This is a genomic window from Actinoplanes palleronii (assembly GCF_016862315.1).
GTDB lineage: Bacteria > Actinomycetota > Actinomycetes > Mycobacteriales > Micromonosporaceae > Actinoplanes > Actinoplanes palleronii.
In genome coordinates this window covers 21,733-35,042 of the sequence record NZ_BOMS01000026.1, presented here as the reverse complement: position 1 = coordinate 35,042, position 13,310 = coordinate 21,733, and the positions used below count along the sequence as shown (strand labels likewise).

General features: G+C 68.0%; 10 protein-coding genes. 5 read left to right on the top strand and 5 right to left on the bottom strand.

The genetic code is table 11. The features are described 5' to 3' along the window. The first annotated feature begins 25 nt into the window (after positions 1-25). A complete protein-coding gene (locus Apa02nite_RS10065; RefSeq protein WP_203824797.1) occupies positions 26-409 on the top strand; it encodes a hypothetical protein in 384 nt (127 codons plus the stop codon). Between the two features lie 142 nt (positions 410-551). Here Apa02nite_RS10065 and mctP read toward each other — a convergent pair whose 3' ends face one another. After that, the gene (gene mctP, locus Apa02nite_RS10060) at positions 552-2,165 is read right to left on the bottom strand and encodes a monocarboxylate uptake permease MctP (protein ID WP_203824977.1); all 1,614 of its coding nucleotides are present in this window, start codon (positions 2,163-2,165) and stop codon (positions 552-554) included. Between the two features lie 5 nt (positions 2,166-2,170). Further along, positions 2,171-2,371 carry a DUF3311 domain-containing protein gene (locus Apa02nite_RS10055; RefSeq protein ID WP_203824796.1) on the bottom strand — a complete coding sequence of 67 codons (201 nt, stop codon included), beginning with the start codon at positions 2,369-2,371 and terminating at the stop codon, positions 2,171-2,173. 626 nt (positions 2,372-2,997) lie between these two features. Here Apa02nite_RS10055 and Apa02nite_RS10050 point away from each other — a divergent pair. Both Apa02nite_RS10050 and Apa02nite_RS10045 read left to right on the top strand, forming a co-directional pair. Continuing rightward, positions 2,998-4,611, top strand: a complete 1,614-nt coding sequence (locus Apa02nite_RS10050; RefSeq protein ID WP_203824795.1) for a fatty acyl-AMP ligase — start codon at positions 2,998-3,000, stop codon at positions 4,609-4,611. Further along, entirely contained in the window at positions 4,608-6,416 is a 1,809-nt protein-coding gene (locus Apa02nite_RS10045) for an acyl-CoA synthetase (RefSeq protein ID WP_275412457.1), read from the top strand. Before Apa02nite_RS10050 ends, Apa02nite_RS10045 begins: the two co-directional genes overlap by 4 nt. A 171-nt stretch (positions 6,417-6,587) precedes the next feature. Here Apa02nite_RS10045 and Apa02nite_RS10040 read toward each other — a convergent pair whose 3' ends face one another. Further along, positions 6,588-7,121 (bottom strand): sigma-70 family RNA polymerase sigma factor, encoded by a 534-nt coding sequence (locus Apa02nite_RS10040; protein ID WP_203824793.1) that lies wholly within the window; start codon positions 7,119-7,121, stop codon positions 6,588-6,590. A gap of 148 nt (positions 7,122-7,269) precedes the next feature. Between Apa02nite_RS10040 and Apa02nite_RS10035 the strand changes: the two genes are divergently transcribed. After that, positions 7,270-8,289, top strand: coding sequence for an alpha/beta fold hydrolase (locus tag Apa02nite_RS10035; protein WP_307871960.1), 1,020 nt, complete (start codon positions 7,270-7,272; stop codon positions 8,287-8,289). Here Apa02nite_RS10035 and Apa02nite_RS10030 read toward each other — a convergent pair. Then, a complete protein-coding gene (locus Apa02nite_RS10030; RefSeq protein ID WP_203824791.1) occupies positions 8,271-9,017 on the bottom strand; it encodes a GNAT family N-acetyltransferase in 747 nt (248 codons plus the stop codon). The two genes, Apa02nite_RS10035 and Apa02nite_RS10030, sit on opposite strands and share 19 nt — an antisense overlap. Before the next feature lie 10 nt (positions 9,018-9,027). Then, positions 9,028-10,032 carry an RNA polymerase sigma factor gene (locus tag Apa02nite_RS10025; RefSeq protein WP_203824790.1) on the bottom strand — a complete coding sequence of 335 codons (1,005 nt, stop codon included), beginning with the start codon at positions 10,030-10,032 and terminating at the stop codon, positions 9,028-9,030. A 234-nt stretch (positions 10,033-10,266) separates the two neighbouring features. Between Apa02nite_RS10025 and Apa02nite_RS10020 the strand changes: the two genes are divergently transcribed. Continuing rightward, entirely contained in the window at positions 10,267-13,248 is a 2,982-nt protein-coding gene (locus tag Apa02nite_RS10020; RefSeq protein ID WP_203824789.1) for an AfsR/SARP family transcriptional regulator, read from the top strand. The last annotated feature ends 62 nt before the right edge of the window (positions 13,249-13,310 follow it).

Genomic DNA, 13,310 nt, shown 5'->3' with positions numbered 1-13,310 from the left:
CTTTTTTTTCTGAGAAGGTGTTGACGTGGGCGTAGACCGATCGCAGTTCACCGCTGTTCTCGTGGTGGGAAACTTCTTCGTCGGCATACTGGCGGCTTTGCCGCTCGCCCTTCTCTTCTCACTTCTGGTGAACGTGACCAGCCCGTCGTTCGGCGAGGCCCACCACTCCTATGTGACGATTTTCGGCCACCACCCGCCGTTCGAGGTGGACTCGGACGAGGTCGGCGGCGCGGCGATGCTGCTCGTGATGGCAGGCCTGTTGATCGGTGCTGTTTTCGCCGGTGTCAACAGCACCGCTCACCGGCTCAAGCCACCGGCGATGGCGGGCGCCCTGGTGTGGCTCGCGGGCCTGACGATCGCGTTGCTGCCGTGGTTCGCTTGCATGGCCATCTGGTGGTCTCGGGTCTGACGGCTCGGTTACTCCTGAAGGACTCGTGGATGCCAGTCGGGCGGCCCAGCGGGGAGAGGCTTCCGGCGGCGCGGCCGAGCACGAGTCGGGTGGACAGCAGGAAGGGGCGGTCATCATGACCGCCCCTTCCTCGTAGGCCCGATCAGACGAGCGCGGGATCCTTCTTGTCCGGCGTGGTGTCGGAACGGTCGGTCTGGTAGTCCTCCGGTGAGGTGCCGTCGCCGCCGTCGCGGACCTTGGCCGCCCGCAGCGCCAGGGTGACCAGCGTGGCGACGATCAGGTTGACCGCGACCGCGAGGAAACCGACGTACAGCGTCTTCGGTGAGTCCAGGCCGAGTTTGGTCAGCGCGATGGCCGAGCCACCGAAGTGCAGGTGGTTGGTGGCCGGGTTCGGGATCTGGTAGAGCATCCACAGGCCCGCAGCCATGCCGGCGACCCAGCCGCTGATCAGCGCGGTGCGGTGGAACCACCGCGTGTAGAGGCCGACACCGACCGACGGCAGCGTCTGAAGGATGATCACGCCGCCGATCAGCTGGAGGTCGATCGAGAACTGCGGGCTGACCGCCACCACGAACAGCAGGGCGCCGAATTTGACCACGAGCGAGACGATCTTCGACACCTTGGCCTCGCGGGCCGGGCTCGCACCCTTGTCGAAGTACTCGACGTAGATGTTGCGGGTGAACAGGTTCGCCGCGGCGATCGACATGATGGCGGCCGGCACCAGCGCGCCGATCCCGATCGCGGCGAAGGCGACACCGGCGAACCACTGCGGGAACAGGCCGTCGAACAGGGCCGGGACGACGGTGTTGTTGTCCTTGAGCACCGGCGTGACGTGAGCGGCGATCGCCCCGTACCCGAGAAGGGCGATCAGCCCGAGGGCGAGGGAGTAGGCGGGCAGCGCCGCCATATTCCGCTTGATGACCCCGCGGTCGCGGCTGGCCAGCACCCCGGTCGCGGTGTGCGGGTAGAGGAAGAGCGCGAGCGCCGAGCCGAGCGCCAGGGTGACGTAGTTGAGCTGGTTGTTGGCGTTGAGCAGGATTCCGTCACCGGGCGCCGGGGTGGCCTCGAACTTGGCCGCGGCGGCGTTGAAGATGTGCCCCCAGCCGCCCAGCTTGATCGGCAGGTAGATCACCGCGACGATGATCACCAGGTAGATCAGGGCGTCCTTGACGAACGAGATCAGCGCCGGGGCGCGCAGACCGCTGGAATATGTGTACGCGGCGAGGATCGCGAACGCGATCAGGATCGGCAGGTGCCGGGTGAAGCCGCTGGCGCCGACCAGTCCCATCGTCTTGAGCGCGGCCTCGATGCCCACCAGCTGCAGTGCGATGTAGGGCATGGTCGCCACGATGCCGGTGATCGCCACGAGCAGCGCGAGTGTCCGTGATTGGAAGCGCTTGCGTACGAAGTCGGCCGGGGTCACCAGGCCGTGCTTGTAGGAGACCGACCAGAGCCGGACGAGCGCGATCATCACCAGCGGGTACATGATGACCGTGTACGGCACCGCGTAGAACCCGGTCGCGCCGGCGGCGAACAGCAGCGCCGGTACGGCGACGAACGTGTACGCCGTGTAGATGTCGCCGCCGAGCAGGAACCAGGTGATCCACGTGCCGAAACGGCGGCCTCCCAGGCCCCACTCGTCCAGGTGGTCGAGTGACCCGGTACGCCGCCAGCGGGCAGCGAAGAAGCCGAGGGCGCTGACGCCGAGGAACAGCACGGCGAAAACGATGATCTGAGTCAGGTGATCACGCCACACGGGAGTCACCGTTCCTGCTTCGTGAGCTGGTAAACCAGCGTGGTCACGACGACCACGAGCCCGACGAACGCCAGCTGGAGCCAGTAGAACAACGGGAAGCCGGCCAGCCGGGGGCCGTCGGCGTTGAAGAGGAACGTGGCCAGCGGCAGCACGATCGGGATCGGAAGCAGCCAGTTCCAGCGACTGCGAGGGTGGGACGATTTCATACCGGAATCGTTGATCAGGACACTGGAGAACGGATTTCCGGAGACGGAAGAGTCTGTCAACTGCCCTCGATTATCGTCGCCCGGGGCACCCTGTTCCCGGCCCGGTGGAGCGTTGGATCGACGTCGCCTCGCGACACCTACTGAAGATCGACTGGACTGGCGGCTCTCGCGAGTCAAGAGACAACTCACTGCGAGACCGTACTTTTCCTCCGGCAAGCACCACCGGAGGGAACTGTTTTGTCCAAGCGCACCAACCTCGCCGTCGTGGCGGTGGCCGCGGTCGGAGCCACCGCTTGCCGTGGCCGCTCCGGCGCACACGACCCCGCGCGGCCTCGGCGTCACTTCCGATAACCGGTGACGCACTGCCCTGCGCCCGCGGAAATCAGGATCGTCAGTTCCGCGGAGAACTAGATCGTCAGTATTGAGAATTGGGCTCCGGCGAACGTTAATCCAGTAAGACCCCGAAGGCGAGAACCGCCTGTCCGCAGTGCCTTTACGCAGGTTCACCCCGTAGCCGCGTGAACGGCCGGCGCGGGCGCTCCAGCGCGGATTGCTGGAGCGCCTGGGGGTTCGTTTCCGGTTTGACCATGATCGTTCGCGGGCCCACCGGACGACAGGAAAAAACAATGCAAAACCCCGGAAGCCCGGCCGATGTGATGCAGCTGCTTCGCCGCAACGCGATCGGATTCGCCGATCAGCCGGCCGTACGGATCGCCGACCAGGGAATGCTCACCTGGGCCGAGCTTGACGCGCGGGCACGGGCGGTGGCCGGATCGCTGAGCGGCCAGGTCACCGTCGGTGACCGGGTCGTTCTCTCGTTCGGAACCAGCCTGGACTTCCTGCCCGCTCTCTTCGGAAGTTGGTACGCCGGCGCCGTGGCTGTTCCGGTCCCGCCGGGAAAGGCGGCTCAGGCAGCGGCCCGGCACACCGGAGCCCCGGTGATCCTGGTCGCCGAGGACGTCGAGAGAGCGGTGGCCGCCGGGTTGACCGCCGAGCCGGTCGCGGTCGCCTACGAGACGGCCCTCGTGCAGTACACCTCGGGTTCCACCGGCGCTCCCAAGGGGGTGCTGGTCTCGCACCACAACTACATGCAGAACCTACGCATGGTCGACGAGTTCACCCGCTCCGTCGCCCCGGGGATCGAGGATCTGCGCGCAGTCTCCTGGCTGCCGGTCTATCACGACATGGGACTCGCGGTGCTGATGTTCACCGCCTTCCGCGGCGGAACCGCGACGGTGATCCCGCCGCAGGCGTTCGTGGGCGATCCGGGCGTCTGGTTGCGCACGATCTCCGAGATCGGCGGGAACTTCTCCGTCGCGCCGAACTTCGCCTTCGACCTGTGCGTGCGCCGTGTCCCCGCGGAGGAGGCGGCACGCCTGGACCTCGGGTCGCTGGCGATCGTGCTCAACGGGGCCGAGCCGGTACGCGAGGACACGCTGCTGCGATTCGCGGATCACTTCGGCCCGGCCGGTTTCAAGCCTCACGCGTTCGCGCCCTGTTACGGGCTCGCTGAGGGCACCGTGCTGGTCAGCGGGCTCAGGTATGGCGGCACACCGCGCACGGTGCGTTTCCATAGGGAGTCGCTGCGCAGCGGCACGGCCGTGGAGCAGCCCGGAGCCGGGCGCCCGCTGGTCAGCTGCGGGCGCCGCCCCGAGGGCCTCGCCGTGCGCATCGTCGACCCGGTCACCTCGGCCGAGATGCCGGCCGGTGAGATGGGCGAGATCTGGGTGCACGGGCCGAGCGTGGGACGCGGCTACTGGCAGGACGAGGGGAGTACCGCGGCCTCGTTCCAGGCCCGGATCGACGGCTTCGACGAGCAGCCGTACCTGCGTACCGGGGACCGGGGATTCCTGTTCGAGGACGAGCTGTTCGTCACCGGCCGGCTGGCCGACCTGATCCAGCTCGATGGCTGGTTGTTCCACCCGGAGGACGTCGAGCACACCGTCGAGCGCAGTGTCGACCTGCTGCACGGCCGGCGCTGCGCTGTCGTGCCCTTGGGCGACAAGGGAGATCGGCTCGCGCTGGTGGCCGAGGTTCGCATGCCTCTGCCCCTGGACCCGGGCCTCCGCGTGCAGATCGAGGCCATGGTCCGCGCTGCGGTCGGCAACGAGCACGGCATCGAGATTTCCGAGATTGAGCTGCTGCCCACCGGTTCCATCCCGGTGACCACGAGCGGCAAGGTGCAGCGCGCGAAAACCCGTGCTCTGCTCGCCGCGAATCAGAGAGGCGACATCCGATGAACCCGTTTGTGGACCCCGTGGCGATGGAGAAGGTCCCACTCGCCGAGCGAGGACTGCCCGCCAGCACGTACGCCCTGCTGGAGCAGACGGCCAAGAGCTTTCCCGACCGTGAGGCGGTCGTCCTGCTCGGGACACTCGGTGACGCCCCGGACAGTTTCACCTACCCGGAGCTGTTCCAGCAGGTCACTCGCATCGCCAACGCCCTGACCCGGCTGGGGGTCGGCCGGGGCGACGCGGTGGCGATGCCGAGTCCGAACAACGGTGAGATGCTCGCGGCGATCCTGGGGGTCCAGGCTGCCGGGGTCATTCTGCCGATCAACCCGATGCTCGCGCCCGAGGCGATCGGCGCGATGCTCGCGGTCTCCGGGGCACGGGTGCTGATCGCGGCCGGCCCGGAGGTCCATCCGCGAGTGTGGAATCTGGCGACCGTCCTCGGTGAGCGGCTCGGGCTGAAAGCGGTGCTGGCGCTGCGCCCCGACGGTGCGCGAGGGCCGGGGCCGTCGCTGGGAGAGAAGGCCGTTCCGGTCGCCTACCTCGAGGAGTGGGCGGCCGTTGAGAGCGCCGATCAGCTCGTGGCTCTCCCACCCGGTCCGGACGACCTCGCCGCGTACTTTCACACCGGGGGCACCACGGGCACGCCCAAGCTGGCCGCGCACACCCACCACAACGAGGTATTCACCGCGTGGTGTGCGTCGTCGATGGTCAGTTCCTTCGATGACGTCACGGTGCTGTGCGGGCTACCGCTGTTCCACGTGAACGGGGTGATGACCTCGGTGCTGGCGCCCATGTTCATCGGGGCCCGGGTGGTGTGGGCGGGTCCGCTCGGTTTCCGCGATCCGGAGCTCATGGCCGGGCTGTGGCGGCTGATCGAGCGCTACCAGGTGACCACCGTCGCCGCGGTTCCGACGGTCCTCGGGCGGCTGTGTCAGCTGCCTGTCGACGCGGATCTGTCCTCGATGAAGTTCATCGTCAGCGGATCGGCCGTGCTGCCGGCCCAGATCCGCGACCGATTCGAGTCGCACACCGGCGTTCCGATCTGCGACGGGTACGGCCTCACCGAGGCCACCTGCGCCGTCGCCGGCATCCAACCCGGCCGGCCCCGGCGAGGCTCGGTCGGCCTGCGAATGCCGTACCAGCAGGTCCGTGCCGTCGACCCGGAGGGCAGGCCGCTGCCGACGGGGACGACTGGGGTCCTCGAGATCAGCGGACCCGCGGTGTTCCCGGGTTATGTCACGCCCACCGGCCTCGACCAGCGGGGGCTGGTGAACGACGGCTGGCTCGACACGGGCGACCTCGGATATGTCGATGCCGACGGCTTCCTGTTCATCACCGGCCGCAAGAAGGACGTCATCATCCGGGGTGGCCACAACATCGATCCGGTGGTGATCGAGGAGGCGTTGCTGATCCACCCCGACGTGACCGCGGCCTCGGCCGTCGGCCGTCCCGACGAGCATGCCGGCGAGGTGCCGGTCGGTTTCGTCACCCTGCGGCCGGGCGCCGAACTGACCGAAGAACAACTCGTCGCGTGGGCGGCCGGACGGGTGCCCGAGCCGGCGATGGCGCCCAAGGCGGTCCACATCATCGACGAGATTCCGGTCACGGCGGTCGGCAAGGAGTTCAAGCCGGCGTTGCGGGCCGAGACCATCCGCCGCGTGCTCGCCGCGGATTTGTCCGGTGCCGAGGTGTCGGTCGGCATCGAGGACGGCACTCCTGTGGCCGAGGTGGTCGTCGCGGTGGCCGAGGCCGACGTGGTTCGCTCGGCGCTCGGCACCTATCCGTTCCAGTGGCGCGTGCGGACTCGCTGAGTGTCCCGGCGGGCGGCCGGCACCCGGGGCATGACGTCCCAGGGTGCCGGCCGCCCGTTCATTTCCGCGTTGAAGGAAGACAGAGAACATTCCGGCGTACGACGGTGGTGGGGGAGGTCGGCGCCCTCAACGCCCGAGCGCCGCACCCGTATCGGCCGGCGCCAGAACAAGCTAGTGGTCGTGACTGTTCAGACCGGCGCGCAGGGCACGGATCGCGTAGTAGGCACGCGACCGGATGGTGCCCATCGGTACGTCGAGCCGCCGGGCGGTCTCCTCCATCGATCGGCCCCTTAAGTGCAGTTCGCGCAGCACCTCGCGATGCGGGTCAGTGAGCATCGTGAATGCGTGGTTCAGGGCGGTGGAGGCGATCACCTCGTCCGCGGTGTCGTCGTAGTGCGGTGTCTTCTCCAGGTCGGAGAGGAAGACCTCGACCGGGCGATTCTTGCGCCTGCGGACTGCGTCGACCGTGATCCGCCGCGCGACCGTATAGAGCCAGCGCCGGGCCTCCTCGTCGTCGCGCGGGACCGAGTCGAGGTGGCGCCAGGCCCGCATCATCGTCTCCTGGAGCAGATCCTCGGCCTGTTCGACGGACCCACCGGCGAGGCGGGTGAGGAAATTGCGGATCGGCGGCCCATGAAGGGCGTACAGGTCGGCGAGCTGATCCGCGCGAGTACGGTCCGGCCGGCGTACCGGTGTTTCGAGCACGTCTGCACCATCCCTGTGGAAGAAGGAATGGTGGGAGCGTATTTTGGGCCACTTGACGCGGAGTTGAATAAAATGTATCGGCGCCCGTCGATTGCCTTTGTCGGGTTCCGGTCAGTAGAAATCAACTGCGTTCCGACATGCTCACGGTATGACATGGGGTGGGCGGGCAGACGCCTTGACAACCAGATCGGAAATGACGCGCACGATACGGGTGGGTGATGTCTCCCTGGTCTGCCACGTCCGTGGTCGTGGTCCGTTGTGTGTCGTCCATCCCGGAGGCCCGGGGCTGCTGGCGGATTACCTGCGGATGCCGCTGCTCGAGCGGGACCTTACGATGGTCTATCTCGAGCCGGTCGGTACCGGCGCCTCCGGCGGGCTGCCTCGCGGTGGGCGTTACGACCTGGACACCTACGCCGATCATCTGGACGCGGTGGTCGCCGAGTTCTCCTCGGAGCCGGTGTTCGTTCTCGGGCACGGGCACGGCGGCTTCGTCGCCCAGCGGTACGCGATGCGCAATCCGAGCCGGGTCGCCGGGCTGATTCTGTACGCGACTTCACCGGTCGCCGACGGGCACACCCGGACCGCGGCCCGCGAGCGGCTGGGGCGATTCGCCTGGGCGAACGCAGACCGGGCCGATCCCGAGGCGATGATCGCCGCGTACGACCGGCCCGCGGACCGCTCGGTGCACGAGACGACGGCCCGGCTGTGGGGGATCCTGCCGGCCTTCTTCGCCGATTACTGGCGGCGGCGCCTGGAATTCGCTCCGCTGCTCGGCGCGTTGCCGTGCTGGCCGCGGCCCGCCGCCGAGTTCGACTTCCGTGCCGAGCTGAGTGCGATCACCGCGCCGACCATGGTCATCTGGGGAAAACACGACTTCGAGTTCGGCGACGAGGCGGCCCAGCTGCTGCGCTCGGGCATTCCTGACGCGTACGCGGCAGGTTTCCGGGAAAGTGGGCACTTCGCTCACATCGAGGAGGCCGAGCGTTTCAGCTACGTCGTGATGGAGTTCGCCCGGAGGGTTTCCGATGGGGCCTCGGGCGAGTTCGTCCGTCCCGGCCGGGTCAAGGGGCAGCCGGCCACTTACGCCTCGGCGGCGCCCGACGCGACGCCGCCCGGCCGGATGGGTCCGGCCGAGCGACTCGCGCGGGATCACTCGGGCAGCTGGTAAAGGTCGTAGTGGGCCACGGTCTGGAAGCCGATCTTCTCGTAGACCGGAAGGCCGTCACTGCTGGACTGGAGGGTGGCGAATCGTCGGCCGGTTTCCCGGGTGATCCGCAACGCCTCCAGGGTCAGCGCGGACGCGATGCCGCGCCGGCGATAGTCGGGGTCGGTGGCGATGGTGTAGAGGCCGCCGACGTCCGCGGTGCCGAGGGAGAGTGTGCACGTGCCCACGGTCTTGCCGTCGACGACGCCCGCGAGCCGCACCATGTCGGGGTAGAAGTTCAGCTCCCGCTCGACGACGATGCCGAGGTCGCCGGTGACACCGAGCGGACCGGCCCAGGTCCCGACGTACCGCTCGATCTCGGCCGGTTCTACGGCGAGGCGAATGCTCAAGCCTTCCGGAACTACCGGCGCGGCGACCGTGGTGACGTCCACCGCCATGATCGGCGTGTGGCTGATCTGCTTCGCGCCGTGCGCCAGCAGGCTCTCGGCCGTACCCTCGTCGCTGTCCCGCTGGACCCACCAGCTCCAACGGGAACCGGTCAGCCGCTCCTTGGCCTCCGCGATCGCGTCCTCGATCGGCCGGTTCCGGACCCGCAGCACCCCGTTGAGCAGGATGTGCGGGATGTCGGTCCGATAGATCGGCAGGTCGTCGTCGAGTGTGTCGCCGTCCCAGCCGCCCCAGTAGCGGCGGTTGGCCGCGAGTTGCGGCTCCAGATCGTGGATGGATTTCATGGTCATACCCTCAGGAGTCGCCATGGCCGGAGAAAGTTCGATCCTCAGAGCCGTCGGCTTCCGGCAGTGCCGGTCGTGGCGTGCGCATGAATCGCACCTCGGTCACCAGGCCGCCATTCTCGCGAAGCAGCCAGGTGGCACCGGGCGGGCAGTGGAACGGGTCCTCCGGCGGGTTGATGAACGCGTTTTCCCAGATCGTGATGCCAACGCCGGCGACCACCCCGGTGATCTCGTGGCCGACACCGGCGTCGTAGTCCAGCCGGATGATGTCGATGAGCGGTTGTAGTCCCGTCGTCCGGGTCCCGTCCGGCCAGTGGAAGCTCAGATCCTTCGCCCAGCGCTGCGCCACGCGGCTCAGCGGCACACTGTCCGCGACCGCGGCCAGCACCGAGACGGCCTCCTCGCGGCGCTCGGCGTTCAGCGCGGCGGTGGCCTCGTGGCGTTCGTCGCCGGTGAGGGAAAGGGTGACGGACAGTTGTCGCCTAGCCTCGCTCAGTCGGCTGCGCACGGTACCGACCGGGATCCCGCAGAGCGCCGCGATCTGGTCGTACGAGTTGTTCTCGGTGAAGTAGCGCAGCATCGCCACGATCTGCGCCGCGGGGGTCAACTGCCTCAGGGCGTGCCAGATCCAGTCGCGCTGGGCGCTGCGCTCGATGCGGGTGACCGGGTCGTCCTCTGCTGAGGCAAGCACATCCTCGCCGGCCACACCGACCGGGATGGGCCGGCGGGCGCGCAGGAATGCGCGGCAGTTGTTGCGCACGATGGAGTGCAGCCACGGCCGTACGGCGGAAGGATCTCTCAGATCGCCGAGCCGGCCGAATGCGGTGATGGCGGCATCCTGGCAGGCGTCCTCCGCGTCGGGTACGTGGCCCAGCAACTGGTACGCCGTGGCCAGCATGCCCGGATAGTGCAGTTGGAACAGCAGCGCGAAGCTACGCGAGTCGCCCTGTTGGGCGGCGTGAACGATTTCCTCCGTTTCGCTGGCTGACACCGGTCCGGTGGTTCTGAGAAGCATGTACGGACAGTAGCTCCGGCGGGTGAAGAAATTCTTTCTCGCCCGGGTCGAACTTTCCGCCGAAAGCGTGCATCAGCAAAGCATGCGCACCCACACCACGCGGATCTCCGCCCGTTCGGTTCACAACCGGTCAAGTACTTGTCCAGAGCCCTTCTCTAGTCTGCGCCGTGACTTGCGGGCCGCAACGGCGAGGAGTACGGCATCGGCGACGACCGGGAAAGAGGGGGCGACAGCATGACTGGTTCGCACTTCGACGCCTCGCCAGGCGGGGTGGACGATACGTTGCGTCTACAGATCATGGGGCCGCTACGACTGTGGCGAGGAGGAGTCGAGCTCGACGGTGGCCCTCGTCAACAGCGCTGCCTACTGGCGGTTCTCCTGGCCCGCGAGGGACGGCCGGTCAACACCAACGACCTGATCGACCTGATCTGGGGCCCGGATGCGCCGGCCAGCGCGGTGAACGTCATCCACAAGTACGTCGGAGCGTTGCGCCGATTGCTGGAGCCCGACCTGGTCCGGCGCACCTCCGGCTCCTACCTGCTGCGACACGGGACCGGATACCGCTTCGCCGCGGGCCAGAAGACGCTCGACCTCGTCAGGTTCCGCTTGCACATCGCCGAGGCGAAGTCGAGTCAGGGCTGCGGGGAGCTCGGCCAGGCGCTTGATCACTACCTTGACGGTCTGCGGCTGTGTCACGGGCCGGCGGGTGACACGCTCGCGGACAGCGCCGACGCCGCCGCGGCCTTTGCCAGCATCGACGGCGAGTTCTTCGACGCCGTGACCGCTGCGGCCGACGTGGCCGTCCAGGTACGTCAGCCGAAGCGGATGATCGGCCCGCTGCGGCTGGCGGCGCAGATGAGCCGGCTGAACGAGCCCGTCCACGCCAGCCTGGTGTCGACGCTCGCCGCCGCCGGCCACCAGGCCGAGGCGCTGGCGGTCTACAGCGCGATTCGGACACGTCTCGCCGACGAATTGGGCATCGACCCAGGTCATGAACTACAGAGCGCTCAGCGGCGGGCGCTCACCCAGGCGACGATGCCGCCCGCGGAACCGGAGAATCCGGTTCGAGTTTCGACGCCGGCCCGGCCGATTCCCCTGGTGCGGCCGGCGCAGCTCCCACCCGACATCCCGCTGTTCGTCGGCCGCGACGCCGAGTTGACCGGTCTGCACAGCTTCGTGGACGGGATGCGAGATGCCGGCCGGACCAGCCCGCTGGTCATCGCGATGGACGGGATGGGAGGCGTGGGCAAGTCGACGCTGGCCACGCGCTTTGCGCACCTGGTGAGCGACGACTTCACCGACGGGCAACTGTATCTCGATCTTCAGGGTCACCTCGGCGAGGAGGAGAGCGTTCCGGCCGGCGATGCTCTACGTTCTCTGCTGTACGCGCTGGGCGTGCCGGCGGCCGACGTGCCGGACACGTTCGACGCGCGTGTCGGCATGTACCGCAGCCTGACGGCGTCACGACAGATACTGGTCCTGCTGGATAACGTGCGCGACGCCTCACAGGTACGCCCGCTGCTGCCGAATTCGTCGGCGAGTCTCGTGCTCATCACCAGCCGCCGGTCCCTGGCCGGTCTGGCCGCGTTCGACGGAGCCCACCTTCTCCGGATCGATGTGCCCGATCTTCCGGGCGCCCGCGCGCTGCTGGAACGCCGGCTGGCCGGGCTGTCGGCCAGGACGCCCGACGCCGCCGGTGACGCACGGGTCGTCGATGAGATCATCGAACTGTGCGGCCGGCTCCCGCTGGCGCTGGCGATCCTGGCCGCCCGGATCGCCGCCCGTCCGCACCTGTCGCTGGTCACCGTGGCCGCCGAGCTGCGTGACGGCGCCCGACGGCTGGAGGCATTTCCCGGCGGTCGCGGTCTGAGCGATCCCCGTACCGCTTTCTCCTGGTCATACCGGCAGCTCAGTCCCGGCGCGGCCCGGCTGTTCCGGCTACTGTCGGTCGCTCTGTCTTCGGGCGTCACCGCCGGGGCCTGCGTGAGCCTGTCCGGCCGCAGCGCCGACGAGACCCGGGCCGAGCTGGCCGAACTCACCGAGGTCGCGCTGGTCACCGAGCACGAGGACGGGCGCTTTACCTCACATCTGCTGGTCAAGGCGTACGCGGAAGAGCTCTTCCACACCGGGGAATCGGTGACCGAACGGGAGGCGGCGATCAGTCGCCTGCTCCAGTACTACCTGCACAGCAGCTTCAATGCGCAGGTGGTGCTGGAGCCGAACCGCACGCCGATCGCCCCGCCTGCGGCGTTGCCCGGCGTCGTCCCCGAACGGCCGGCCAGCTACGACGAGGCCATCGCCTGGTTCGTGAGCCAGCGGGAGGCGCTCAAGGAAGCGGTACGACTGGCAGCCGACGCCGAATTCGGCATCGTTCCCTGGCAGCTGGCCATCACCATGCAGCAATACCTGCAGTGGGCGGGCTACTACCAGGATTGGGAGGACATCATGCGGGTGGCTCTGCACGCGGCCAGGCAGAGCCACGACGCGATCGGTGAGGCGCACGTGCTGCGTAGCCTCGCCGGCGCTCGCCATTCGCTGGGTGCCACCCAGGAGGCGATCGTCCTGCTCGCCGAGGCCCTGCGCATCTTCGAGGAACAGGGCATGCGCCTGGAAGAAGCCTTGGTGCACACCAACTACTACCGCCTGTACTACGCGATGGGCCGGCACGACCTGGCGCTCGAGCGCAGCGCGACGGCCCTGTGGTTGTTCCGGCTCCTGAACAACCGTCGGGGAGAGCTTCTCAGCCTGCTGTTCATCGGCAAGTCACTGGCCGCCCTGGGACGGTTCAGCGCCTCGGATGATGCGCTGAGCGAGGCGTTGAAGCTCGCCCAGGAGAGCGGGCGCAGCCTCGACGAGCGTGAGATCCGGACCGCGATTGCACGCAATCTGGCGGAGAACGGCCGCATCGAGGAAGCGGCCGAACAGCTCGAGCTCTCGGCCGAGATATCGCAGCGAGCCGGTGATCGCCCGATGCGGTTCGATGCGCTGCGGCAGTTGACCGAGATGCTGATCTCGGCTGGTGACATCATCGGCGCCGAGCAGGCCTTGGAACGCGCTGATGGCGTACTCCAGCAATTGCATGACGGTGGCACAGAGAACATGCGCGCCGCCTTCGCCGCCCTCGCCGAGAAGATCTCCCAGGTCCATTCCGGACAAGACCGATCGGGTACGGCCGACCTTCAGCTTTCGGAGCATCCCGCTGATTGCACCTCATGACGCGAACGCGTCCGGTGGAATACGTCCGGAAGTCTTCCTCCACTCAGTTTCCAGAGTGCGTC